We start from the raw sequence: 23,949 nt of genomic DNA on the forward strand, positions 1-23,949 counted from the left end.
TGATGGAGGCCACTATGCCTAATGGATTTGACGTTAAATTTATGCGCAGCACACCGGAACGCCGCGCCGCCGTTTTTCAAATCAAACTGCTGTTCGATGAAGCCCATCGGCTCGGCGAAGGCTACAACCTGAACGCCTACGCACAACATATTGCCAAAATTTATACGCAACTGGATGCCATCGACCCCGACAGCCAAAACGAATCCCAAGCCGACAAGGATCAATCCACCAAAGTCGCCGCCATCATTGGCAATAAGGGTGCAGAGGCTGGCCGTGACTGGCTTGATGCCCGCTTAACCTCATTGGAAAAACGCCTGATCCATTTAGAAAACCAGCTCCGCATCGGTTTTGAAATGGAAATGACCGACGTTGACGGCGACAACAAATATTACTGAACCGGATTCAACCGTCCTTTGCCCGTTCAGGAACCACCGGAGCGGGCGGCTGATGGTCAGCAGGGGATGCCTTGGCGACCGTCAACCAGTCTTTCAACAATTCGCGGTCAGCCTCTTTAGTTAGTGCGGCATTGAGAGCCGAGCGCACCAAGGCCGCAAACTGGGCGTTATGCGACGCATGAGCCATCAGCGCACCGCCGAAAACAATTTTCCGCCGTGTATCCAGCTTGCGTTGTTCGTCATTGACGGACGCTTGCAGGGCTTGCATCCGCGCCTTGAGCGCGGCTTCCTGTTTGCGGAGGGCTTCAAGCTGTTCCGCTTTCGATTTTTTGGGTGTCGCCATCATTGCACCTTGTGGGGTCAAGGGGCTAGGCCAGCCGTCAAGCTGGCCTAGCGGTTTATCACCTTTGACGTTGCCGGAACTGTCAGAACCGACGACGCGGCTGCATTGAATCACAGAAAAATCGACCCCGTCAAATCATCTTTGCAAAAAACTGTCGCTCCCCCTTGGGGGACGGGAGGGGGGCTAAAAATAACGTGTGAGCGCAGCGAACGCCTTACACATCAATTTGCCTAGAATCACCAAACAGCCATACAATAAGCAGGCCGGACACATCCCGAAATGAAGAGAAGAGCGCACTTAGGCAAACTATCGTTTGCGTGCGCTCTGCGAGGCCAACAATGGCCGGACGGCCAGCCATCCGCGCCCGTGGCGCAGATAGACAATGACGCAGAGCCACCGCCCTTTGTGCCATCCGGCAAAAACGGCGGTGCAGTGAAACACAAGAAAGGAAGACCAACCACCCCAGAGACCCCCAGACCATGCCCGCCATCGCCTACCATTTTTCCGCGAAAACCGTCAGCCGCAGCCGTGGTCAAAGCGCGGTGGCGGCGGTGTCTTACCGGACGGCGGAAAAGCTGAAAGACGAACGGCTGGACAAGACCTTCGACTACACCCGCAAGCAGGGTGTGGAATTTATCTACCACGCCGCCCCGAAGGCCACGCCCGACTGGACGCAGGACATCGGGCAATCTTGGAACGAAGTGGAGCGGGTCGAAAACCGGAAAAATTCCACCCTTGCGCGGGAATATGTCGCCGCCTTTCCGCACGGACTCACCGAGCAACAGCGCGAATATATCCTGAAAGACTTCATCCGCGAAGAGTTCACCCGCAAGGGCTTTATGGCGACCGCCGCGATCCATTCGCCCGCACCGGACGGCGACGAACGGAACGTTCACGTCCATATCCTGTTTTCGGAAAGGCCACTGGATGAAAACGGTTTCGCCAAAAATAAAGACCGCCGCTTTTCCAGCTACGAAAACCGAGAGGAAACCCTTGGACACCTCAAGGAAAAATGGGCGGAACTGGGCGCACGGCAACTTGAACGGGCAGGGCAGGACATCGAAGCGGCGAGGTGGCGGCACGGCCACGAAACATTGGAAAAACAGCAAGCCGCCGCGCTTGCGCGGGGCGATAATGATTATGCCGGACAGTGCGACCGTGAAGCGAGCAAGCACCTTGGCGTGACCGCCACGGCGATAGAACGGGAAGGCAAGGCAAGCGAGCGCGGCGACCTTAACCGCGATATTGAGAGCCGCAACACCGAGCGGCAGGAGATCAAAGCGGAACTTGCCAGCATCGCACAGCAACAAGCCGCGCTTGAGGCCGAGCCGGAATCCCTTGCCCCGCGCAGCTTGGATGAATACGGGCAACGCATGGCGGCAAGAAGAGCCAACCCCAACCGCGATTATTCCGCCCTGCATGAAACCCATGCCCAGGTTGCCGCCCGACTGAAAGAAAGCCATGCCGCACCGAAGGGCATCACGCCGGAAAGCACCGTCCAACAAAAACCGCAAGCGCAAGGCCTTGAGCAAAACCGCACCGTAGCACGGGAGGCTGCACAGACCGAGGCCGACAGAAACCGAGGCGAACGTCTCCGCCGCCTGTTGGAAGAACAGGCACAAAAAAAGGCGCGAGACCGTGGCGGCCACGAACGCTAAACCGGGTACAGCCGACATACATGTAAAAATAGTACATAGCTGCCAATATCAGTTGATTATATCTGTAAGCAGTACCTTCGGGATGCGGTCAGCTAAGTATAGGACTTTATTGTCTTCTTACAGTGGTTATCGTCGGTGAAACTCGGCGGCAGCCAGTTAAAGATAATCGATTTCATTTTTCAGAGAGTGCAGAAAGTACACTTTTTACACTCACTGCTTACCCGGTCTTCCCAATTGCCGTTCCCTTGATTTTTGGTGCGAAAACCTTTGCCAAAATCATAATGCATTGATTTTATTCTCCCCACCCCAACCCTCCCCATCAGGGGAGGGAGCAGTCTTACCCTACACATTTGTGTTTTTAACAAATTCCCTACCCTATTCAGGGCGGGTTTTATGAAAAACTTGATGATCGAGCATAAGTAGATGTGCCTATATCTTTTAACATTCGTGAATAAACCCCGCCCCAGCCCTCTCCCCGTCGTACAGGTGAAAGTCAGGGGAAAAAGCCCCTGTTCCCTTCGGCTTCGCTCAGGGCAAGGCAGAGATAACAATGTTAAAAAATATAGGCACACCTACTTAAGCGAATTTTGGCAAATAGCCATTAACTATAATGAAAGCCGCCCCGCCCTCAATGCAAATCCGCCCGCACCAGCAAGTCAAATTCCAGCAACAAAATCCTTAACGCCTCGGCTTCCTGCAATAATTGCTTACGCTCAACGTGTAAGGCGCCTTGCAAGGCGATGGTACTGGCATTCGCTGCGGGGGTCGTTTCTGATGCGGCGGCGGGCGGTGGGGCAACACCTTCCACGGGGCTGGTGTCGACCAACAAGACTTCTAAGCCCCTACCGAGGCCACCGCGTTTTCTTTCGTTAGAGGGATTATTTCTTTTCATTGTTTATCATTTCTTCGGCCAGCGCGTTATAGGCCACCGCCCCGCGTGAGGATTTGTCATAAGCCAGGATCGGCAAGCCGTGGCTGGGGGCCTCGGCCAAGCGGATGTTCCTGGGGATATACGTCCTGAACACTTGGTCGCCAAAATAGCGCAGCAGTTGCTCGGAGACATCTTTGGTCAAACGGTTGCGGTCATCGAACATGGTGCGCAAAATACCCTCCAGATACAAACCGGGATTAACCGTGTTCTGGATGTTTTTCAGCGTCGTCATCAACGCCGACAAGCCTTCCAAGGCGTAATATTCGCATTGTACCGGAATCAGCAGGCTATTGGCGGCGACCATTGCGTTTAAGGTCAGCATATTCAGCGACGGCGGGCAATCGATCAGGATATAGTCGTATTGGCTGGTGATTTGCCCCAAAGCATCGCGCAGGCGCAACTCCTTGCGGTCGGCGTTCATTAATTGCACTTCGGCGGCGGTCAGGTCGGCATTGCCGGGAATCACCGAGAAGCCCAATTCGTCACGCACCACCACCGCCGCACTGGCGGGGACATCATCCATCAGCACATCATAGCTGGAATACGCCACATTGTCCTTATCAACCCCACAGCCCATCGCGGCATTGCCTTGCGGATCCAAATCCATCAGCAACACGCGGCGTTTGGCGGCAGCTAAGGAAGCCGCAAGGTTAACGCTGGTTGTTGTTTTTCCCACCCCCCCTTTTTGGTTGGTGACGGCAATTATTTTTCCCACTTCCTTACCTCGGTTGGTCTAGCGTTGTGACACGCACCAGACATCTTTCGGCTGCAATGCCCGGCACGGTGATAGGTATCAGTGTTGTCGGCGCGGTGACTTGCGCCATTTCCGCCTCGGCCGCCTGGCCTTTCATGGCTAGAAGCACCCCGTCCGCCGCCACCAGATGCGCCGTTAAGGCGATAATGTCCGGCAAACTGGCAAAAGCACGGGTCAGTATAGAGTCAAAACCCTGTTCGGGGTGATAATCTTCCACGCGCTGATGGCAGACAGTAACATTTTTCAGTTTCAGTTCCAAGATGGCTTGTTGGACAAAACGGGTTTTTTTCGCATTGCTATCCAGCAAGGTGAAGGATTTTTCGGGGCAACAAATCGCCAACGGGATGCCGGGCAAGCCCGCTCCCGTGCCGATGTCGATAATGCGTGTCCCGTGCAGGTGCGGCATAATCGCCAAACTGTCCAACAAATGCAGCCCGACCATCGCCTCCTTATGACGGATGGCGGTCAGATTATAAGCCTTATTCCATTTTTCCATCAGGGCGATAAACGCCAGCAACGCGGTGCTGGCGGCTGGTTCTACCGTTAACCCTAAAGCCTGTAAGCCGTGGTGTAATTCGTGTTCGCAAGCGTCCATTAGGCCGATTTCTTCTTTAAGTGGACCAGCAGCAAGGAAATGGCCGCCGGGGTGATACCTTGAATGCGCGAGGCTTGCCCTAAGGTTTCCGGGCGTTGGTTTTTCAGCTTCTCGCTCACTTCGTTAGATAAGCCAGGAATGCCTTTGTAATCGAGGCTTTCCGGCAGTTTTAAATGGTCATAGCGCAAAGATTTGTCAATTTCCGATTGCTGCCGGACGATATACCCGGCATATTTCGCCTGTATTTCCACCTGCTCGCTGACCGCTTCGGACAAGCCGTCGGTATCCGGCACAAAAGCCAATAACCGGGCAATATCCACTTCGGGGCGGCGTAACAATTCCATTAAATTGGCTTCTTTTAACAACGGCTTACCCCAATAAGCTTCCGCTTGGGCGGCGGCTTCGCTGTCCACCCGCACCCAGGTCTTTTTCAGGATCTCTTGCAAGCCGCCAATCGCTTCGCGCTTGGCACTAAACGCTTGCCAGCGGGCATCATCGACCAGCCCCAATTCGCGCCCTTTTTCGGTCAGGCGCAAATCGGCGTTATCTTCGCGCAACAACAAGCGGTACTCGGCGCGGCTGGTGAACATGCGGTACGGCTCTTGGGTGCCACGGGTAATCAAATCATCAATCATCACGCCCATATAGGCCTCATCCCGCGCCGGACACCATGCTTCCAAGCCCTGCACCTGCCGCGCCGCATTTAAGCCCGCAATCAGCCCCTGTGCCGCCGCTTCTTCATAACCGGTCGTGCCATTGACTTGACCCGCGAAAAACAGCCCATCCAGATGCTTGGTTTCCAAGGACATTTTTAAATCGCGCGGATCGAAAAAGTCATACTCAATCGCATAACCTGGGCGGATGATTTCGGCATTCTCAAAGCCCGGCATAGAGCGGACAAATTCATACTGGACATCAAACGGCAAGCTGGTGGAAATGCCGTTCGGATAAATCTCGTGGGTGTCCAGCCCTTCCGGTTCGATAAAAATCTGATGCGAATCGCGGTCGGCAAAACGCACCACCTTATCTTCTATCGACGGGCAATAACGCGGCCCTATGCCTTCGATCACCCCCGAATACAGCGGCGACCTGTCCAGCCCGGCGCGGATAATATCATGGGTTTTTTGCGTGGTACGGGTGATATGGCAAGGAATTTGCCGGGGATGCTGGCTCGGCTTGCCCATAAACGAAAACACCGGAATCGGCGTGTCGCCATGTTGCTCCTGCAATTGGCTAAAATCAATGGTGCGCCCGTCGATACGCGGCGGTGTACCCGTTTTTAAGCGGTCGATCCGAAACGGCATTTCCCGCAAGCGTTCCGCCAAGGCGACCGAAGCCGAATCGCCCGCCCGGCCACCGCTATAATTTTCCAAACCGATATGGATTTTACCCGCCAAAAATGTGCCTGTGGTCAATATCACCGCTTTGGCCTTAAAGTCCAAACCCATTTGGGTTTTGACCCCGGCGACGCGGTGGTTTTCGACAATCAAGTCGGCGACCGTTTGCTGGAACAAGGCCAAATTCGGCTGGTTTTCCAACACCGTGCGCACGGCTTGCTTGTACAATTTCCGGTCGGCTTGCGCACGCGTGGCGCGTACCGCCGGCCCCTTGCTGGCGTTAAGGGTGCGGAACTGGATGCCGCCCACGTCGATGGCTTGCGCCATTACCCCGCCCAGCGCGTCAATCTCCCTCACCAAATGGCCTTTACCGATGCCACCAATGGCCGGATTGCAGCTCATTTGCCCTAAGGTGTCGATATTTTGCGTCAATAACAAGGTCTTAGCCCCTGCCCGTGCCGCCGCCAACGCCGCTTCAGTACCCGCGTGTCCGCCACCGACCACAATCACATCAAAATCTTTTTTGAATTTCATGGCTTTTACTTTACTCTGTTCATAGTGCCGCAACGGCGCGGCGCATTAATGTACATATTATAAGAGGTAATCCATGAAAAAACGTAAAAATCAACAGCCAACGCCGGAGATTGTTTTACAAAATCCCGTCGCCAAGTTCGCCCACCAGTTTAATAAGGCGCACGTCTTCCAAGATAAAACCCAATACCGCCGCAACGCTAAGCACCGGAAGCAGGAGGCTTCTGCAACTAGTTTTTTGAGACTGTTTGCAGAAGCCGCTTGCACGGTTGCCGGGTTGGTGGGCGCGTCATCAGTTACCGCCCTGTGTTCGCCTCAGTAAAACCATTTTTAGCCGAATAAGGCTGATTAGGGAGCCATAAGCACGGCGTTATGTAAAAATTGTGGTATGGTCGGATAAAGACCAATGCTTTATCGGCAGTTGTCCGGGGCTGTTTTATGGCGGTTGCCACGGTAATGACGAAAAGCAGGTTTTCTCTGAACTTTGTGAGATAGCCGAGGCAAGCATTGCCCTGTCGATAAGAAGCGGCAAGCCTTTACCGCCAGCAACCAGCGGAAAAGACTACGCTAACCAAATGCAGGGCATGACAGCAAAGCCGCTTTAGGCATTATTTGACGGTACGGTGGATTTTGTCCCGTAGTAAAAACCCGTTGCCGCCGAGACCAGAGTGACTATAGGGCCGAGCACTACAGCAAACTCTTTAATATCAATAACCTTAATTGACCCGAAGGCCAACAGCACAAACATGCCACCCACAACAAACCATAGCAGCCCGATTAAAAGATACGCTATGATCCTGCGGGCCCCATCTTCTTGGGGTCTCGGATCATAGAAATCACCAAACTGCGGCGTAACAACAGGGTTCTTACTGGCGGCATCACCCGAATAATCCAAACTATCGTCTTGCCCGGATGACGCTACTAATGCGTCACCACTAACCATGACACTATCTGGCAGACCATCGCCTTGGGTCATAAAGCCTCCAATGTGCCGCTATTTGCGTAAAATTTCGCGGATGCGCTGGTCAGGGCCTTCAACAAGCACCTTGCACCCGGCATTTTCCTGTTGCACAAAGAACTTTTCGGAGTTGATCGCCCTACGCAGGGCATCAGTAAATGTCAGGTGATCTTTTGCAGCAATCTGCTGGAGAAACTCGATTTGATCTTCTGGCAGATTCACCGTCACTTTTCTTGTCGCCATAGTTGCCTATCCTAAAATACCGAGGAATTACGAAAGGTTATTGTATGTGTATGAAATACCTACGTCAACCGTATAAAAGCCATATAACTATGCCCAAGGCAACCGCAACGGAGAGACCGCACCGAACGGAGTGCAATGGTCTTTAGCCATTGCACGATATAACCGAGTGTACCAACTTTAGCCCCACTGCGACTTACGCACCATAAAGCTACGCCCCTTAATCTTGCCCCTTTTCAGCCACGCCAACGCCTCATCAACGCTATCTTGGCTAACCGCCACATAAGCATGGTCGTCGAAGATGTCAATTTTGCCGATGGCGTTGCCCGCCAGACCCGCATCGCCTGTTAACGCTCCTAAAATGTCGCCCGGGCGCAATTTGTTTTTCCGCCCGCCGTCTATCCACAGCGTCACCATCGGCGGTTGGAAGCGTTCGGCGTAAGCCATCGGGAACGGAGCGACCTCATCCCATTTTGCCGCCACCCCCTGATAGTCTTCTATGGCCTTAACGCGCGGTAATTCGGCTTCGGTGCATAAACTTAAGGCCAAGCCCAGCTTGCCCGCGCGGCCAGTACGGCCTATGCGGTGGACGTATATTTCCGGGTCCCAAGGCAGTTCATAATTAATCACCGCTTGCAATTCTTTAATGTCCAGCCCCCGCGCCGCGACATCGGTGGCGACCAACACCGAACAACTTTTATTGGCAAACCTGACCAACACTTGGTCGCGATGTTTTTGCTCCAAATCGCCGTGCAAAGCTTGCACCGAAAAGCCGCAGTTATCCAAAGTCGAAGCAATATCTTGGCACTCGCGCTTGGTATTGCAAAACACCACTGTCGATTCGGGGCGGTGATAGGCCAACAGATAGCCTAAAGCGCTCATGCGCCGCGCCTTGTCGACTTGGTAGAAATGCTGGCCGATAACGCTATCGTGGTGGCTGCTGTCGATGCTGACGGTAATCGGCTTGAATTGGAATTTCTTGCTGATCTCGCGGATCGGGTCAGCATAGGTCGCCGAAAACAACAGGGTTTGCCGGTGGGTGGGCGCGTAGGAAATGACATCTGAAATGGCTTCTTCAAAACCCATGTCCAACATCCTATCCGCCTCATCCAGCACCAACACTTTCAGATGATTCAGGCGCAGACTGCGCTTGCGCAAATGCTCCTGCAAACGCCCCGGCGTACCGACCACAATATGTACACCATGCTCTAAAGACCCCAATTGCGGGCCAAACGGCACACCGCCGCATAAGGACAGCACTTTAATGTTTTGGGTAAACCGTGCCAAGCGGCGGATTTCTTTACATACTTGGTCGGCCAGCTCGCGGGTCGGGCAAATCACCAAGGCTTGGACGTTGAAGCGGTTAAACTCCAAACGCGACAATACGCCAATGCCGAACGCAGCCGTTTTGCCGCTGCCTGTTTTCGCTTGGGCAATCACATCTTTGCCTTCCAGGATAGGCGGCAGGGTTTCGGCTTGAATGGGGGTCAGGTGGGTATAGCCCAACGAGGCGATATTTTCCAGCAAAGCTGGGTTGAGGGGTAACGACGAAAAAGCGGCAGTATTCACGAATGGCTCTTGTAGGCAAGCGAACAGCGGCGAACTGCCGCCATTCAATAGCTTATGATAACAATACTGGCGGGGAAGCAGTAGGGTTTCGTGGGATATTGTTTATTTTTCGGCGGGTTTGGGTTTTTCCGGCAAAGGCTCAGAACGTTATAGGTCGAATTTTTGCATTCATGCAGCAACCTCCATTACTCGCTCATAAAGTGACGGCAAAAAATCAGACAAAATGGGTTCTCCATTGTAAAAATGGCTTCAATGCCCTTAACCCTTAAGTTTTGAGGAACCTCAGTCGATCAGTTGTCCATCCTGCCAGTACTCGTAGATTGCACCCATGTTGTTGATCCAGAACATGAACCCATATTCGTCATCTTCGACTTCAATGTCGGGGGGAAGCGATCCCCCAACTGAAACGACCTCACAGTATGACTTGCTTGGAAGCTCAAACTCCACTGCCCATGGCTCTATGACAACCCGACGGGTACTCGACGATGCGTTGCTGAGAAAGACCTATCCCCGTTGATTTATATACATTTGCTTGGCTAACTCAAGCAAATCTTGCTGAAAACGTTCCATTTCGGAGAGCATTTTTCACCTCTTTTTTCAGTGAAGGAGTACAGGAAGCGAAACGGAAGTGGAGCGGTGTACGACGCCCCCCGCGTAGCCGTAGGGGCCGGGCGTGTTGACGGAGTTGGAGCGCAAGCGGAAGCGTAGTCAACATGCAAGGCCATCCCGAAGCTGTCCGCATCGATCAGATCCCGGCTCCGCTCAACTGCCCGCTTTTTTTAACCATGTTAATAATCTAAAAAATTCGTTTATTATCGTCCATATAGCCACAAAAACCCTTAACTTAATGGCAGTGAGGGTTGGGGTGGGGAGAATAAAATCAATAACTTATACTCATGGCTAAGAGATTTTAATCAGGCTGTTTTTATTTTGTTTAATGAAAAAAGCCTTGTTTAGAATCTCCGCACCCCAACCCTCCCCATCAGGGGAGGGAGCCGAATTCCATTGCAACTTTTTGTTTTAAAATAGCTTGTATTCTTTTTTAATATCCGATAGCTGAACTATTTATTCGGATTTTAAAAACTTGATTATCGAGTAATAGCCCTCCCTACATTGCTAGCAACCCCCCAAAACCCATATAGATCCACCACCATTATATAGGCCTATTGCCGCTTATGAAAAAAACCCTACCCCCCGACTTTCAAAACCGTCTCTGGACGGCCATTAAAGCCATCGAGCAACACTCGCAAGTGGAAGTGGTGGTCGTGTTGCGCTCACGCTCGGCAGACTACCACGACATCCACCTCAGCTGGGGGTTGTTAGGGGCATGGTTGGGGCTGACCTATAGCATCTTTGCCCCCACTTTATTTAGCGACTTATGGGTCTACAGCCTCCCCATCGGCGGCTTCATGCTCGCCTACCTGCTCGCCCATATCCCGGCACTGACCCGGCTAAGCGCAGGCAAACGCCGCTTAAACAAACAAGTGGAAATCATGGCGCGGGCGGTGTTCCAAAAAGGCGGCATCCAGCATACCCAAGCCAAAATCGGCGTGTTAGTGTACTGCTCATGGCTAGAACGCCGCACTTACCTGCTGCCCGACCAAGGCGCGGCGCAAGCCCTACCCGCCGCCGTATGGCACACCCTAGAAGCAGGCCTGCAAAACGCTATGACCAGCCCCAAGCCCTTAGAGGCCTTATTGGTGGAACTGGCCAAAGCCCAGCCGATTTTTCAGCGTTATTTGCCGCCCCAAGCCAATGACATTAACGAACTGCCCGACCTGATGGAGATTGACTTATGAAAATCTGGCAACGCATCGGGCTATTGATATTCATTATAGTGGGGCTGAACGGCGCAGAAGCAAGACCCGGCGGCGGTCATGCCAGTTCCGGGCATAGCGCACCCTCAGGCGGCGGCTATAGCCATGGCGGTGCTTACAATTTTGGTTCATACGGCTCAGGCCATAGCTTTAGCGGCGGTAACGTAAAGTTAGGCGGTGTTCCCGCCGATTTACCCGCCGCGTATATCGCGATTATTGCCCTGATACTGCTGATTTATCTGCTGCGCCAATGGGACAAACCCAAAATGGTGGTCGCCCAAGCCACCAGCGCCTACAAAAGCCAGCAAAACAACCGCCTGCAAAGCCAACTGGCAGTCTTTAAACAGCACGATACGAATTTTTCGACCGTGTTATTGCTCGATTTTGTCCACTCCCTGTACAGCAAATTTTATAGCTATTCCACCCACCCCGAATTCAGCTACCTTAGCCCTTTCCTCAGCGCCAGCATCCAAACTCATTTCCAACAAGCCGGGCCGTGGACAATTAACGAAATCGTCATTAATGGCCTGCGGATTGAAAATATCGGCACAATAATGGAAGGCGACCAGCCCACCGACCGCCTCAGTGTGCGCATAGAAGCCAATTACACCCTGCACCAGCAAGACCACGCCACCCGCTACACCGTCACCGAACGCTGGGTTTTGCAACGCCAACACGGCCAGCTATCGCCCCCACCGGAAAAAATGCAGGCCTTATCCTGCCCGCATTGCGGTGCGCCCGCGCATTTTACCGATGCCGGGGAATGCCAGCATTGCGGCAGCACCATCAGCCAAGGCGCAAGCCAATGGTACTTAAACCAACGCGCCGTCATCCAAACCACCGCCCTGGCGACCAGCGACTTAGTGACCTACACCCAAGAACAAGGCACCGCCTTGCCGACCCTGCTACAAGAAAACTTGGCGCAACAACAGCAAGCCTTTAGCGAAGCGCATGGCTTAGCGACATGGCAAGACTTTTGGCCGACATTTGCCGAGGATGTGGTTAAAGCCTACTTTCTCGACATTTATAACCATTGGAGCCAGCGCGACTGGCAAGCCGTACGGCATTTGCTCTCCGACCGCCTCTACGAGAGCAACGCCTTCTGGATGGCCTTATATACCGAACACGACTGGTATAACCGCCTCAACCAACTCAGCATCAGCCAAATAGAAGCCGTAAAAATCGACCGCGATGCCTTTTACGAAGCCATCACCGTGCGGATTTTCGCCGCTTGCTACGATTACACCGAAGATGCCCAAGGCAAACTCATCGGCGGCTCCAAACGTGAGTTGCGCCGCTACAGCGAATACTGGACCTTCGTCCGCCGCAACGGCATAACCCCCAGCACCGCCCCATACAGCCTAACCCAATGCCCCCAATGCGGCGCCCCCGCTGACAAAATGGGCCAAACCGCCGAATGCGGCTATTGCGGGGCGAAAATCAGCACCGGGGCGTTTTCTTGGGTGTTGTTTATGATTAGTCAGGATGAGGTTTATGAGGGGTGATGGGAGAGTTAGCTGATTTTTGAAGGCATAATTATTTTGTGTACAGAGGTTGTTAATACAATAGTTTTGGCGTATATTTCCCAAAAGCTGGGTGTGCATTTATGTTATGCACCGATTCCGGTTCCGGTGTGTTTCACCGCATCTTTAACATTGGACATGCATACATCCCTCAAATTTCTATGACTATTAATGAACTATCCGAATTTGTCTGGCAAAACAGCCTGAGCATTGACTTCGGTGCAAAACCAACTTGGAATGTAAATTTATTTCTACAGGAAGAATGGGCTAAGTCTCAAAGCTTCTCAGATAAATGGCTAGAAGCATCAAGCGGTTGGTACTGGTTTTTGATTGAAATGTCCTACGATGAACTACACAAAATAAAAAAACCACCTACTCTTCCAGAAAAAGGTTGTGATATTGGGCTGCTTACCCATGAACACCTTGGTATCTTCGGGAATTCTTTACTTTGTTCGCCGCTAACAGACAATATGCTTGTCATTTATAATGGACACGAAAAAAACGTTACTTCTCGCATACGCAGTCACTTCGCTTTAAATAACCAGAAAACTGGAGCGATTGGCATAAAACATTATCCGTTAAGCTTAAGACGCTGGCAGGTAAGATTTTTTTCGTTACCATGTATTCCGCCAGATACGGAAAAAAACATTCAAGATGCACTTGGGCTTTTAATAAATTCGAAGCCCGGTAGGTGTGCTATCGAAACTGCTTGGCGTTCTAATAATGGATGGCCAATACTATGCAAGGAATAAAACAGAAACTTTGATGGTTTTTTGAAATTACTTTCTAGTAGTTTTTTGCAATTTTTTGTTTTTTAGGTTTGGAATGCACCTTATATCTCTGAGTGACGCATCCCTTATCACAGCTTTAGGCTTTATTATGATTACGCAGGCTTATATTAATCAATTATCTTTCAACTACAAATACAAGGGCATTCCTTATGGCGGCTTTGGTGAAGTCCGCGATGATGGAGATGCTAACTATGGTTTCAAAGATTTAAAAGGTAACAATGCTTTAATATCAGACTTACCTGAGCTTAAACGTGATTCGTCGCTTATGAGCCTTGTGCGAGCTATCAACACCCATCAAACAGGCCTATTTTCTGTCGGTTGCGTAAGTGATGATATTGAAGACGAACGAGGCTTTCGAAATGCTGGATATGTTGAAATTTCAATCAATTCAATATCCGCTATTACGGACGCTAGAAACTACTTCCTTTTGTTTTTCCACTTTGACCGCTTACTAAATAGTAACGGCTTTTCGGTAAAGGTACATTTCAATTGGGAGTTACAACCAGCTACATTTATTGAGTCCAACGCTGCGGGGTTTACTTGTGCTATATTCATAAACACCCATTACTCAAAAACTAAGCTAGAAGCAGAAATCGCATGGAATGAGTCTCTAAGTATCTTGGCTTTTTTTCTGGGCAGTATCCCAATCGAGCATCATGATCTTATTTACGGCAAATAACAGCAATTTCGTTGTGGACGATTTTGGAGAAATTGAAGCAGTGCTTGTCTGGTTGACCTAACAAATCGATAAATTGAATAAGCTGAGGTAGGCTATTTGGAAGCGCATTTTTTATCATTGGTACTGGGTTTTGCCTTAGGCTTTCGAGTGTCTCGCCCCTTATCACAACTTTAGATATTTTGGAACATCACAAAAATGAACACTGTTATTCTTTCACCTGAAGCTTTTCGTTTAATTATTTCTTCCGCATTAGAAGCATATGCAGTCCCTCATGGTGGAAATCATGACTTCGCCAAGCACATTCCACTTGAAACTTGTGGGGCTATTTGGGGATATGAAACTGAAAAAGGCGATGATAAGTTCTTTCACATTGTTGCGGTAGATATTGAAACAGCTGCTGATCGAAACCCCGGCTCGGTTGCAAGCAAACCCGAATCAATTGAAATCAAAAAGGGGTTTTACGAGCGGTATAACCCAGAACTTAAATATCTAGGTGATTTTCATAGTCATCCTTGGTCACAAGGAGAATTAGTTGGCGGAGAGTCTCTCAGAACGGCTCAAAATGTTGAACAACGACGACTATACCGTTTTTCCGGTGATCCTAAATCAAAGTCAGGAGACTTTTCAAGTGTAAAATTTTTAAAAAAGCAAGGATTTATATATACAGTTGGATTGGTGGCGACTATATACAGAATGACAAATATTGTTGCTGATCCACTGCATGGTTTTTTGGATGAAAAAAGCGCGTTTCGATTTACATACAATGGGAAAGATGGGGCAGGAGATAATAAATCATTTCGTTGCTGGGTAAAGGCGTATGTATTCCCAAACACCACGAACACCCCTGCACCGAACACAGAAGTGAAACTGCAATGTACCACCCTTGGTTTTTTACCATAACGAGCGAAATTTATTGAAGTCTTTTTTTGCAACTAGCAATCGTAGGTCGAGCAGAACCGCTTGCAGGGTCTACGCGGCTGGCAAGGTTTTTAGTTTGCAAAGCCAAGCGGCTCCGTTGTAAGCCACAACATTAAGCCCCTCCATACCGAGGCAAGCAATGCCCATAGAACTAAAAGAAGCAGTAAGAAAAAGACCTGGCATGTATCTTGGCGATATTGACTACGATGCGGCCAACAACGTCGTGCATGAGTTGGTTGCCAATGCCATTGACCTTTTCCTCGCAGGGCTTGCCACAACCATTAACATTCAAATAAAAGATAACCTCATTGTCGTCACCGATGACGGGCCGGGCTTGCCGTTTTCGCAAAAATCCCCTCATGACCCATCGGCCAGCTTGGTCGAACACTTCTTAACCTACAGACACAACCACCCTACCGCCGATAACCACGCGCCCCATGTCCATGTGTTTAAGGGCGGGTTGGGTTTGGCGGTCTTAAATGCCGTGGCCGCCCAGCTGCACATCGAAAGTTCGGACGGAAACGGTTTGTGGGTACAAGACTTTGGTCGGGGCGACGTTTTAAGCCCAGCACACTGCCAATCAGGCCTGTTCTGCAAAGGCACCCGGATTGAGTTGGCCTTAGATCCGCTGATTTTTGGCGACCGTACCCCTGATTTATACGAACTGAGAAAAACGATATTTGAGCTGGCGCATTTTTATCCGGGCTTGATTTTTGAGTTAGGGGAAGAGCGTTTCCATTCTAAAAACGGTTTTTTAGATTTGGCCTATTTTAGCTGGAACAAACCGACAAAAAGCGCTGCCGCGCCCAAGAGCTTCTATTATCAAGGCAAGTCGGGGGATATAGCATTCCAAGTGGCGGCGTTAGGGGAGTCAGCAACCGAAACGGCGTTCCGCTCATGGGTCAACGGCTGTGCGACGGTTGAAAATGGCACGCATGTCCAAGGGCTTGCCAATGCCTTAGCGGCCATCGGCTGGCAGCCTCAAGTTGCCCTGATTCATCTGGTCATGTACGACCCAAGGTATGCCGGGCCTTGCAAAGACGCGCTCCGTACCCCCGAAGTCACCCGGGTGCTTGAAGAGGCGTTAGCGGCGCCGCTGAGGGATTTTTATCACGCGCAGAGCGGGCTGCCCCTACGCGGCTGAAATTGTTTTGGTGGTAACAAAGTAACAAGACGTTCACAGATAACCTACCTTTCATTAACTAGCAACACTTAAATTAAAGGCGGCAAAAAGTATGAATAAACGATTTCCTGTGTTATCGGCAATTTCCTCTATTCTTAGGTTTTTTGGCTGGGCAATAGCCCTAATTGGTTCTATTTATTTTTTGAGCCAAAAATCATACGGCTTTATTGTTCTTAATGTCGTTACAGGGCTGTTTGTTGTCGCTTTTGGAGAATCAATCGGCGTTTTATTCGCTATTGAAGAAAATACTAGAACAGCCGCCAATAGCACTGGCATTAAATGGCCAAGGTACGTTGTTAAAATGTAGCTGCGGTGCAAATATCGCTGATAATGCGAAATTTTGCCCAAGTTGCGGTGTCAAATCTAATAAAGAAGCTTATTAATCAATAGTTAGGCGGTTTTGCCCGATAGTTTGCTGCGTGGACTGCCTATGCGGCGGTAAGCCATACCGCCGCTTTTTTAAGCTAAAAACAGTACAAAATAGTTTAATTTTTTGATTTTTATAATTTTTTCTATTTTTCAAATGCGCTGGACGTGTATGTTGCAAGCGTTAATAAACGATGTGTAGATACTTATGTCCGTTTAAGTGCCTTGCAGGGTCTATTTTTGGTAATCTTGCACACATTCCAAAAACTGTAAGAACGGGCGATGCACCGCGAAGAATGCGGGGTTCGCGCCAAACAAGTGCGTTAAGCCAGTGGCTTATTAGCCCTAAGCGTGTAAAATCATAAGTAAAAATCACCGTTAGTATTGATTTTGCGGTATCATAATCCCCATTTGAATTTAGGGTGTTTTATGGCTTCATCTATCAGTCCCAATAAAATCTATCTGACTCCTAACGAGGTGGCAGAATTGTTGATGGTGTCCCCTGTAACTGTCAGGTCATGGGCCCAAAAAGGCGTATTGGTTGCAAAGGTTACGCCAGGGGGGCATCGGCGCTTTTTGAAAAGTGACGTGGAAAATTTTGTCCGCGACAGTGGGGTGGCTTATGTCGAAGCAAAGCCCAGCGTATCACGGATTCTTATTGTTGATAACGACCCGCTGATGATGACGTATGTCTACGACATTCTTAATGGTTCGGGTTTGGGTTTTGTGTTGGCCACGGCGCAAAATGGCTTTGAGGCGGGGGCGAAAATGTATGAGCCTTTCTCAAGCAACAATTTGGCCGCATCTTGCTTAAATTCCAGGGTAAATTTGGGTTTTTTGACTTTATCTGTTTTGCTCATTTTTCACCTCTGCTGACATTATAATATGCCTTTGGAAGTGTCCGGCTTTATTAGACCATTTCAAGTCGCTGCCCAATTCAATCAGAAACGCCTTCAATTGCTGCAATAGACCTTGCTGCAACTGCGCTTCGCTGTGTCCGGTCGGCAAGCCCAGAAACTCCAGCATATAGGCATCCTTAAAGGCAGTAGCCCCTGTCGGGTGGGTTTGTGCCACCACAGCCGACACTTTGGGCGGGGTCAGCACCGTGCGCTCAAACAACGCGGTTTTAAACTGGCGTTCCAGCTCGCGCGTGCTCCAATTTTCTTGAACGGACTGCCGTAAGTAAAATTCGCGCTCTTCAGGGTATTGGCTTTGGCTGAGGATGATGAGGTTATGCGTCCACGATAATTGTGTCAGCAGTGCCGACACTTTTTCGTCGTCCCGATAGGTTTCGTAAAATTGCCGCATCCGAAATAAATTCCGGCGGGTAAACCCCCGCAGTCCGGGGTGGGTTTGGGCAATGTGGTTGGCCAATTGTGTGACCACGGCATCCCCCCATTGCGAGGTGGAGATTTTCCCGCTGATGTACGCCCCCACTTGCCAGTAGAGTTCGATCAGGGCGGTATTGATTGCCTGATAAGATTTCTGCCGTGTGGCTTCAATCAGCCGGACAACGTCGATAAAGTCATTTTGAACTACAGCCGATGTCATAAAGCCCCCGCCCAGCGTCTGCCGATCATCAGTAATCGCATTGCGTTCATGCCGACAAGCCTGCAATCATGGTTAAAATCCGGTCGGTGCAGCACTTTAAATCGGCATCAATCTCGGCCAAGTCGCGCGGCGGCTCAAAAACGTAGAAATGCCGGTTAAAGGGGATTTCATAACCCACCTTGGTCTTGTCGTGGTCTATCCACGCATCCGGGGCATGGGGCAGCACTTCGCGTTTGAAATAGGTTTCGACATCTTCGTGTAACGGCACGTTTTCGGTGTCACGCAAGCTGGAGTCCGGTTGCGGCTTGCCTTTCAGTTTGCCTTTGCTGGCCAGCACCACCGCGCCGCTGTCGTCGCGTAACGGGCGTTCGACGGTAATGGTGCGGTAACCGAAATCGGCGTTCTTAAACAGTTTGGCAATGGGCTTTTTGCCGTCGCTATAGTCAATGCACTGCCCGAACAGGCGGGTAATTTCGGCGATGTGCGCTTCCGACAATTCTTTGCGCTTTGAGCCTAAGCTTTTGCGCATCTTTTGCCCAAAGCCGCTGGCATCAATCAATTGCACCCTGCCCCGGCGGTGTGCCGGTTTACGGTTGCTGAGTATCCACACATAGGTGGAAATGCCCGTGTTGTAAAACATATCCGTCGGCAAGCCGATGATGGCTTCCACCAAATCGTTTTCCAGCACATAGCGGCGTATTTCGCTTTCGCCGGAACCCGCCGCGCCCGTAAACAGCGGCGAACCGTTGAGGACGATGCCGAAGCGGCTACCGCCGTCATGGGCGGGGCGCATTTTGCTGATCAGGTGCAACAGGAACAACAGCGAGCCGTCCGACACGCGCGGCAAGCCCGCCCCGAAACGTCCGTTGAAGCCTTGCTGCTCGTGTTCCTTGCGGATTTCTTTCTCGACTTTTTTCCACTCCACGCCAAAAGGCGGGTTGGACAGCATGTAATCAAATTTCTTATGCGGGTGACCGTCTTCCGAAAAGGTGTTGCCGGAGATGATATTGCCGACATCCTGCCCTTTGATGAGCATATCGGCTTTACAGATCGCATAGGACTCGTCGTTGAGTTCTTGCCCGAACATGGTCAGCCGGGCTTCGGGGTTGTGTTCCTCCAGATATTCCCCCGCCACCGAGAGCATCCCGCCCGTACCTGCCGTGGGATCGTAGATGGTGCGGACAACGCCAGGTTTTGCCAGCACCGCGTCGTCTTCAATGAACAACAGGTTGACCATCAGGCGGATCACTTCACGCGGGGTGAAATGCTCGCCGGCGGTCTCGTTGGAAATTTCCGCAAACTTGCGGATCAGTTCCTCGAACACCAAGCCCATTTGGCTATTGGTGACGTGGTCGGGGTGCAAATCAATGTTGGCGAAACGTTCCGCCACTTGGTACAGCAATCCGGCCTTGGCGAGGCGGTCAATCTGGGTGTAAACGTCAAAACGCTCGAAAATGTCCCGCACCGCCAGCGAAAAGCCTTGGATATAGGCGAACAGGTTTTCCTTGATATGGTCTTGGTCGCCCATAAGCGTTTTCATGTCCAAGGGCGAGGTGTTGTAGAAACTTTGCCCGGCCTTACGCAGCAGGAACGGTTCCAGGTTTATGCCGGCATGTTGTTTGTCGGCCTGTTCGGCCAGCACGGCGGCTTTGGTGGCATCCAGCACACAGTCCAAACGGCGCAGCACGGTGAAGGGCAAGATAACCTTGCCGTAGTCGGATTGTTTGTAATCGCCGCGCAGCAGGTCGGCGACCGACCAGATAAAGGCGGAAAGGGCTTGGTGGTTCATCTGTCCTGGGTTCCTAATGTAATTTGTTCGCGCTCACAGCTAATTTCTGCCGATGGACAGCATGGGAGTTCTTTGGGGCAATAAATTCTTCCACGCCCAATGGATTCGTATGACTTTAGGGCTAATGCCGATACATTTTGCCACACTTTATAGTTTTTTAGTGATTGCCGCAATAATGACTGATAACTCGCTTCATCAGGCGGCAACCTGATTTTCCATCCTATCATACGACACCAGTAAGCCATCCGTAAAAATGACCTAGTGATCAGTGGTCTTGGGTAACGCCATCGACATTAGTGAATCGGATTGGAAGTTTTACCGCTGACCCGATATCCCGTTTAAGAGAGTGAGCTAGACGACGTACCCGATGTGGAGCCCCATTCCGTAACTATGATGGAGTACATTTTTGAGGGGTTGGTACAAATCTAAAAAGTCGAACATCGCGTGTGTTCCATATAAATAACAATAATAAATAGTTAGGTGTCAACTATTGGTTCTGTCGCAAATATTTACAAGAGCCTAGCCCGGCCTGATTGGTGGGCAAAACTAGCCTGCCAAATTGATAAATTGTCGGTGGGCGGGCAGTGTCCGTCCGGCGGGTTGCCCCTTACGGATCATGTGGGCGGTTTCTATCCCGTCGAGGGTGGCCTGCGCGGAACGGAAGGCTTTGAACCCCAGCATTGGCCCGGTGATTTTCTTAATACCCAAAGGGCACAAGTAAACCGGTGATCCTGTTCCACCCGGTTATTGAGGTATTTGACTTGGCAAATGTCGACCATCAGGCAAAGCAGGCCTGCCAGCACCAGCAGGACATTGATGTTTTCAAGCCCGGCCAGGTTGGCGCCGCTTTTGTCCATGACCACTTTTTCGGGCAGGCCGTTGCCGTCAATGGCCGGCCTGAAAAAGGCGGTGGCGGCCGCTTCGTCGCGGCGTTCGGAGAGCATAAAGTCGACGGTGTCGCCAAATTTGTCCACCGCGCGGTACAGGTAGGCCCATTCCCCTTTGATTTTGATGTACGTCTCGTCCATGCGCCAAGAGCCGGCAACCCTCCGTTTGCGGCTTTTTGCCGCCAAGGCGATCAGTGGCGAATAGCGGACAACCCAGCGGTTCAGGGCCGCATGATCCACGGTGACACCGCGCTCCGCCAAAATTTCTTCCAGGTCGCGGTAGGAAACGCCATACCGGACATAGAAGAAAACCGCGTGCAGGATAACGTCTTTCGGATAGTGGGCGCCTTTAAAGCTGATCTTCATAGTCTGGCAACAAAAATTGGCGGATTATCCACCAAAATTAGAAAGTTTGCGACAGAACCGCGTCGTACACCGCCCCACTTCCGTTTCGCTTGCTGTACTCCTTCTTGGTGTGCTCGACAAAATGTTACTTTTTAACAAAATTAGTTTTTTGGTAATGGCAATTAATTGAGTTTTATAGTTTTTTTAAGAATCTATTTTATTGTTGGTAATTGTTTTATGATGAAAAGAGGGGTTTTTAATGTCTTTGTTTCGGTGGCGTGGTAGAAAAATAAGATTTTTGCCTGATAAAAAAACAAAAAGCTTTTTTAGCAGCTATACTCTGAACGGTCAAGTTTTCGGTTAATCCTAAAAACCGAAAACTTGACCGTTTGAAGTATATGCGCTTCAGGCTGGCGATGTCGGCCATACCCTTGACCGTCACCGCCAGCTACACCGAAAGGACGGGAGCAAAGCCAGCGCCGCCGACACGCTGACCGGCACGGCGGGCAACGACCGTCTTGATGGCCGCGGCGGCATTGACACCCTGATCGGGGGCTGGGCAATGATGTGTATGTCATCGACAACAGTGCCGGTGTGGTGAACGAAGCCAGCGGCGGCGGCACCGATTCGGTCTACGCCTCGGCCAACTATGGTTTGTCGGCGAATGTCGAGAACCTGTTTTTGACATTCGCCGCCGCGATCAACGGCAGCGGCAACGACACCGTCACCGACTTTAAAATCGGCACGGCGGCGGCCGACGCCAACGACTTTATCATCTACAACGTCGGCACCGGCGCGCTCTCTTATGATGCGGCGCAGGCGGGGCAGTGCAAATCGCCATCTTGGGCGTGAACTCAACCTTAACCAACGCCGATTTTGTGGTGATTTGATAGGGATGGGGTTTGTTGCGCGTTTAACAACAATATGCCGGGTCGGCTTTTTAAGTGCGGGGTCGGTATAAAGAACGTCAGCATTGTTTAAGGCAATACCTTCGCCAAACGCATAAAACTAGTTGAAACAAGCGCTTTGTATAAACTTGACCCCTTGGTTTGATATCAGTTTGTTCAATCCGATTCAACATCCAAATGAGCGTAGGTATTGTTTAATAACATTACGCTTTAACCCTTTTTTAATTATTATTTTTTGAGGCACAGAATGACCATAACGACAACAAAAAACACCTTATCCTTTCCTGGACATTCCTTAGGAGAATTCTCCAACAACTACGCTTTTGCCATAATTAAGGCCGATGGCTCGGTGGTCACTTGGGGGAATGGTGCTGAGGGCGGCGACAGCAGTGCGGTGGCAACGCAGCTCAACGGCAGCGTGGGTGTGATGCAAATCTTTTCCACAAACACTGCCTTTGCCGCCTTACGTACCGATGGCTCGGTGGTCACTTGGGGTGCTAGCAGTGATGGTGGCGACAGCAATGCAGTGGCGGCACAACTCGACGGCACGGTGGATGTGACGCAAATTTTTTCCACAGCAAACGCCTTTGCCGCCTTGCGCACCGACGGCTCGGTGGTCACTTGGGGTAATATTACGGATGGCGGCAACAGCAGTGCAGTGGCGGCACAGCTCAACGGCACTGTGGATGTGACGCAAATCTATTCCACAGGCACTGCCTTTGCCGCCTTGCGCACGGACGGTTCGGTGGTCACTTGGGGTGCTTATGGCGGCGACAGCAGCACGGTGGCGGCACAGCTCGACGGCACAACGGACGTGACGCAAGTTTTTTCCACATTTTATGCCTTTGCCGCCTTGCGCACCGACGGCTCGGTGGTCACTTGGGGTGCTTATGGCGGCGACAGCAGCGCGGTGGCGGCACAGCTCAACGGCACTGTGGATGTGAGGCAAATCTATTCCACAAACACTGCCTTTGCCGCCTTGCGTACCGATGGCTCGGTGGTCACTTGGGGTGCTTATGGCGGCGACAGCAGCGCGGTGGCGGCACAGCTCAACGGCACAGTGGATGTGACGCAAATCTATTCCACAGGCACTGCCTTTGCCGCCTTGCGCACCGACGGCTCGGTGGTCGCTTGGGGTAATAGTACTCATGGTGGCGATAGTAGCCCAGTGGCGGCACAGCTCAACGGCACCGTGGATGTGACGCAAATTTCTTCAACATATGATGCCTTTGCCGCCTTGCGCAGTGACGGTTCGGTGGTCACTTGGGGATTTGGTATTTATGGCGGCGACAGCCACACGGTGGCGGCACAGCTCGACGGCACCGTGGATGTGGTAAAAATCATTTCTACAACAGGTGCCTTTGCCGCCTTGCGCAGTGACGGCTCAGTGGTCACTTGGGGATATGCCTCCGCTGGCGGTGACAGCAGCTTAGTGGCGGCACAGCTCAACGGCACTGTGGATGTGGTGAGCATTTATACCACAGGCTCGGCCTTTGCCGCCTTGCGCACCGACGGTTCCATCATCACTTGGGGAAACAGCACCTCTGGCGGCAACAGCAGCGCAGTCGCCGGCCAACTCACCTCCGGCGTGGTCAGCGCCGCCAACATCGCCACCAACGATGTCTACATCAACCATGCCCCCACCGGCACGGTCAGCATCGCCGGCACGGACACCCAAGGCCAAACCCTCACCGCCAACAACACCCTGGCCGACGCCGACGGTTTGGGGGCCATCACTTACACTTGGATGAGTGGGGCCAGCGTCCTCGGCACCGGCGGCAGCTATGTGCTTCAGGCCGGCGATGTCGGCCATACCCTGACCGTCACCGCCAGTTACACCGTTGAGCCTTTGGAGTTGAGCCGCCACCCCTAAGGTGGCCA

The 23,949-nt window shown here is 51.4% G+C and carries 25 protein-coding genes and 1 pseudogene; 15 read left to right on the plus strand and 11 right to left on the minus strand.

Translation table 11 applies throughout. The features are described from left to right. Positions 1–14: 14 nt before the first annotated feature. The gene (locus CEK71_RS21165; RefSeq protein WP_157679531.1) at positions 15–395 is read left to right on the plus strand and encodes a hypothetical protein; all 381 of its coding nucleotides are present in this window, start codon (positions 15–17) and stop codon (positions 393–395) included. Positions 396–402: 7 nt separating this feature from the next. Here the strand turns inward: CEK71_RS21165 and CEK71_RS21170 are convergent, their stop codons facing one another. Further along, the gene (locus CEK71_RS21170) at positions 403–852 is read right to left on the minus strand and encodes a hypothetical protein (protein ID WP_088621237.1); all 450 of its coding nucleotides are present in this window, start codon (positions 850–852) and stop codon (positions 403–405) included. Positions 853–1,217: 365 nt separating this feature from the next. On the opposite strand from CEK71_RS21170, the gene CEK71_RS21175 reads away from it, so the two are divergent. Further along, complete coding sequence (locus tag CEK71_RS21175; RefSeq protein ID WP_088621238.1) at positions 1,218–2,396, plus strand: MobA/MobL family protein; 1,179 nt, start codon at positions 1,218–1,220, stop codon at positions 2,394–2,396. Positions 2,397–3,024: 628 nt separating this feature from the next. On the opposite strand, the gene CEK71_RS21180 is transcribed toward CEK71_RS21175, so the two are convergent. From CEK71_RS21180 to mnmG, 4 genes are read right to left on the minus strand one after another with little or no spacing between them, the layout of a single operon-like run. Further along, entirely contained in the window at positions 3,025–3,288 is a 264-nt protein-coding gene (locus CEK71_RS21180; protein WP_088621239.1) for a hypothetical protein, read from the minus strand. Beyond that, positions 3,275–4,042 carry a ParA family protein gene (locus tag CEK71_RS21185; protein WP_088621240.1) on the minus strand — a complete coding sequence of 256 codons (768 nt, stop codon included), beginning with the start codon at positions 4,040–4,042 and terminating at the stop codon, positions 3,275–3,277. The genes CEK71_RS21180 and CEK71_RS21185 overlap by 14 nt, the downstream gene beginning before the upstream one ends. 4 nt (positions 4,043–4,046) lie before the next feature. Further along, positions 4,047–4,676 carry a 16S rRNA (guanine(527)-N(7))-methyltransferase RsmG gene (gene rsmG / locus CEK71_RS21190; RefSeq protein ID WP_088621241.1) on the minus strand — a complete coding sequence of 210 codons (630 nt, stop codon included), beginning with the start codon at positions 4,674–4,676 and terminating at the stop codon, positions 4,047–4,049. Next, complete coding sequence (gene mnmG, locus CEK71_RS21195) at positions 4,676–6,547, minus strand: tRNA uridine-5-carboxymethylaminomethyl(34) synthesis enzyme MnmG (protein ID WP_088621242.1); 1,872 nt, start codon at positions 6,545–6,547, stop codon at positions 4,676–4,678. The genes rsmG and mnmG overlap by 1 nt, the downstream gene beginning before the upstream one ends. Positions 6,548–6,620: 73 nt before the next feature. Here mnmG and CEK71_RS21200 point away from each other — a divergent pair, with 73 nt between their 5' ends. Continuing rightward, on the plus strand, positions 6,621–6,866 hold the full coding sequence (locus CEK71_RS21200) for a DUF7230 family protein (RefSeq protein ID WP_088621243.1): 246 nt from the start codon (positions 6,621–6,623) through the stop codon (positions 6,864–6,866). A gap of 61 nt (positions 6,867–6,927) precedes the next feature. Then, a complete protein-coding gene (locus tag CEK71_RS21205; RefSeq protein WP_198328372.1) occupies positions 6,928–7,149 on the plus strand; it encodes a hypothetical protein in 222 nt (73 codons plus the stop codon). Here CEK71_RS21205 and CEK71_RS21210 read toward each other — a convergent pair. The 3 genes from CEK71_RS21210 to dbpA form a co-directional block, all read right to left on the minus strand. Beyond that, on the minus strand, positions 7,146–7,520 hold the full coding sequence (locus CEK71_RS21210; protein WP_198328374.1) for a hypothetical protein: 375 nt from the start codon (positions 7,518–7,520) through the stop codon (positions 7,146–7,148). The two genes, CEK71_RS21205 and CEK71_RS21210, sit on opposite strands and share 4 nt — an antisense overlap. Positions 7,521–7,538: 18 nt before the next feature. Further along, positions 7,539–7,745 carry a CopG family transcriptional regulator gene (locus CEK71_RS21215; RefSeq protein ID WP_088621245.1) on the minus strand — a complete coding sequence of 69 codons (207 nt, stop codon included), beginning with the start codon at positions 7,743–7,745 and terminating at the stop codon, positions 7,539–7,541. 177 nt (positions 7,746–7,922) lie between these two features. Continuing rightward, a complete protein-coding gene (dbpA, locus tag CEK71_RS21220) occupies positions 7,923–9,311 on the minus strand; it encodes an ATP-dependent RNA helicase DbpA (protein ID WP_088621246.1) in 1,389 nt (462 codons plus the stop codon). 1,175 nt (positions 9,312–10,486) lie between these two features. Between dbpA and CEK71_RS21230 the strand changes: the two genes are divergently transcribed. From CEK71_RS21230 to CEK71_RS21265, 8 genes are all read left to right on the plus strand, one after another. Beyond that, positions 10,487–11,110, plus strand: a complete 624-nt coding sequence (locus CEK71_RS21230; RefSeq protein ID WP_088621248.1) for a TPM domain-containing protein — start codon at positions 10,487–10,489, stop codon at positions 11,108–11,110. After that, complete coding sequence (locus CEK71_RS21235) at positions 11,107–12,633, plus strand: zinc-ribbon domain-containing transport protein (protein ID WP_088621249.1); 1,527 nt, start codon at positions 11,107–11,109, stop codon at positions 12,631–12,633. Before CEK71_RS21230 ends, CEK71_RS21235 begins: the two co-directional genes overlap by 4 nt. A 179-nt stretch (positions 12,634–12,812) precedes the next feature. Next, complete coding sequence (locus CEK71_RS21240; protein ID WP_157679533.1) at positions 12,813–13,403, plus strand: hypothetical protein; 591 nt, start codon at positions 12,813–12,815, stop codon at positions 13,401–13,403. A 127-nt stretch (positions 13,404–13,530) separates the two neighbouring features. Continuing rightward, positions 13,531–14,121, plus strand: coding sequence for a hypothetical protein (locus CEK71_RS21245; RefSeq protein WP_088621251.1), 591 nt, complete (start codon positions 13,531–13,533; stop codon positions 14,119–14,121). 195 nt (positions 14,122–14,316) lie between these two features. Beyond that, a complete protein-coding gene (locus CEK71_RS21250) occupies positions 14,317–15,021 on the plus strand; it encodes an MPN domain-containing protein (RefSeq protein WP_088621252.1) in 705 nt (234 codons plus the stop codon). A gap of 157 nt (positions 15,022–15,178) precedes the next feature. After that, positions 15,179–16,183, plus strand: a complete 1,005-nt coding sequence (locus CEK71_RS21255; RefSeq protein WP_088621253.1) for an ATP-binding protein — start codon at positions 15,179–15,181, stop codon at positions 16,181–16,183. A gap of 91 nt (positions 16,184–16,274) precedes the next feature. Beyond that, complete coding sequence (locus CEK71_RS21260) at positions 16,275–16,529, plus strand: hypothetical protein (RefSeq protein ID WP_088621254.1); 255 nt, start codon at positions 16,275–16,277, stop codon at positions 16,527–16,529. Positions 16,530–17,017: 488 nt separating this feature from the next. Then, complete coding sequence (locus CEK71_RS21265) at positions 17,018–17,464, plus strand: helix-turn-helix domain-containing protein (RefSeq protein ID WP_088621255.1); 447 nt, start codon at positions 17,018–17,020, stop codon at positions 17,462–17,464. Here the strand turns inward: CEK71_RS21265 and CEK71_RS21270 are convergent. The 3 genes and pseudogenes from CEK71_RS21270 to CEK71_RS21280 all read right to left on the minus strand — a co-directional run bounded on the left by CEK71_RS21270 (position 17,432) and on the right by CEK71_RS21280 (position 21,181). After that, complete coding sequence (locus CEK71_RS21270; protein ID WP_088621729.1) at positions 17,432–18,139, minus strand: PDDEXK nuclease domain-containing protein; 708 nt, start codon at positions 18,137–18,139, stop codon at positions 17,432–17,434. The genes CEK71_RS21265 and CEK71_RS21270 overlap by 33 nt on opposite strands. 46 nt (positions 18,140–18,185) lie before the next feature. Further along, entirely contained in the window at positions 18,186–19,928 is a 1,743-nt protein-coding gene (locus tag CEK71_RS21275; protein WP_088621256.1) for a type I restriction-modification system subunit M, read from the minus strand. A gap of 546 nt (positions 19,929–20,474) precedes the next feature. Continuing rightward, positions 20,475–21,181, minus strand: a pseudogene (locus CEK71_RS21280) (IS6 family transposase). A gap of 469 nt (positions 21,182–21,650) precedes the next feature. Between CEK71_RS21280 and CEK71_RS24225 the strand changes: the two are divergent. The 3 genes from CEK71_RS24225 (at position 21,651) to CEK71_RS21290 (ending at position 23,941) form a co-directional block, all read left to right on the plus strand. After that, entirely contained in the window at positions 21,651–21,761 is a 111-nt protein-coding gene (locus tag CEK71_RS24225) for a hypothetical protein (RefSeq protein ID WP_170065241.1), read from the plus strand. Continuing rightward, on the plus strand, positions 21,728–22,012 hold the full coding sequence (locus CEK71_RS21285) for a hypothetical protein (protein ID WP_088621257.1): 285 nt from the start codon (positions 21,728–21,730) through the stop codon (positions 22,010–22,012). The genes CEK71_RS24225 and CEK71_RS21285 overlap by 34 nt, the downstream gene beginning before the upstream one ends. 303 nt (positions 22,013–22,315) lie before the next feature. Further along, on the plus strand, positions 22,316–23,941 hold the full coding sequence (locus CEK71_RS21290; protein ID WP_088621258.1) for an RCC1 domain-containing protein: 1,626 nt from the start codon (positions 22,316–22,318) through the stop codon (positions 23,939–23,941). Positions 23,942–23,949: the final 8 nt, after the last annotated feature.

This window comes from Methylovulum psychrotolerans, assembly GCF_002209385.1.
GTDB lineage: Bacteria > Pseudomonadota > Gammaproteobacteria > Methylococcales > Methylomonadaceae > Methylovulum > Methylovulum psychrotolerans.

Excerpts from the sequence above, each read along its gene's own strand:
- CEK71_RS21165 (WP_157679531.1), top strand. The coding sequence starts at position 15 with ATGCCTAATGGATTTGACGTTAAATTTATGCGCAGCACACCGGAACGC.
- CEK71_RS21175 (WP_088621238.1), top strand. The coding sequence starts at position 1,218 with ATGCCCGCCATCGCCTACCATTTTTCCGCGAAAACCGTCAGCCGCAGC.
- CEK71_RS21180 (WP_088621239.1), bottom strand. The coding sequence starts at position 3,288 with ATGAAAAGAAATAATCCCTCTAACGAAAGAAAACGCGGTGGCCTCGGT.
- rsmG (WP_088621241.1), bottom strand. The coding sequence starts at position 4,676 with ATGGACGCTTGCGAACACGAATTACACCACGGCTTACAGGCTTTAGGG.
- mnmG (WP_088621242.1), bottom strand. The coding sequence starts at position 6,547 with ATGAAATTCAAAAAAGATTTTGATGTGATTGTGGTCGGTGGCGGACAC.
- CEK71_RS21200 (WP_088621243.1), top strand. The coding sequence starts at position 6,621 with ATGAAAAAACGTAAAAATCAACAGCCAACGCCGGAGATTGTTTTACAA.
- CEK71_RS21210 (WP_198328374.1), bottom strand. The coding sequence starts at position 7,520 with ATGACCCAAGGCGATGGTCTGCCAGATAGTGTCATGGTTAGTGGTGAC.
- CEK71_RS21215 (WP_088621245.1), bottom strand. The coding sequence starts at position 7,745 with ATGGCGACAAGAAAAGTGACGGTGAATCTGCCAGAAGATCAAATCGAG.
- CEK71_RS21230 (WP_088621248.1), top strand. The coding sequence starts at position 10,487 with ATGAAAAAAACCCTACCCCCCGACTTTCAAAACCGTCTCTGGACGGCC.
- CEK71_RS21235 (WP_088621249.1), top strand. The coding sequence starts at position 11,107 with ATGAAAATCTGGCAACGCATCGGGCTATTGATATTCATTATAGTGGGG.
- CEK71_RS21240 (WP_157679533.1), top strand. The coding sequence starts at position 12,813 with ATGACTATTAATGAACTATCCGAATTTGTCTGGCAAAACAGCCTGAGC.
- CEK71_RS21245 (WP_088621251.1), top strand. The coding sequence starts at position 13,531 with ATGATTACGCAGGCTTATATTAATCAATTATCTTTCAACTACAAATAC.
- CEK71_RS21250 (WP_088621252.1), top strand. The coding sequence starts at position 14,317 with ATGAACACTGTTATTCTTTCACCTGAAGCTTTTCGTTTAATTATTTCT.
- CEK71_RS21255 (WP_088621253.1), top strand. The coding sequence starts at position 15,179 with ATGCCCATAGAACTAAAAGAAGCAGTAAGAAAAAGACCTGGCATGTAT.
- CEK71_RS21260 (WP_088621254.1), top strand. The coding sequence starts at position 16,275 with ATGAATAAACGATTTCCTGTGTTATCGGCAATTTCCTCTATTCTTAGG.
- CEK71_RS21265 (WP_088621255.1), top strand. The coding sequence starts at position 17,018 with ATGGCTTCATCTATCAGTCCCAATAAAATCTATCTGACTCCTAACGAG.
- CEK71_RS21270 (WP_088621729.1), bottom strand. The coding sequence starts at position 18,139 with ATGACATCGGCTGTAGTTCAAAATGACTTTATCGACGTTGTCCGGCTG.
- CEK71_RS21275 (WP_088621256.1), bottom strand. The coding sequence starts at position 19,928 with ATGAACCACCAAGCCCTTTCCGCCTTTATCTGGTCGGTCGCCGACCTG.
- CEK71_RS21290 (WP_088621258.1), top strand. The coding sequence starts at position 22,316 with ATGACCATAACGACAACAAAAAACACCTTATCCTTTCCTGGACATTCC.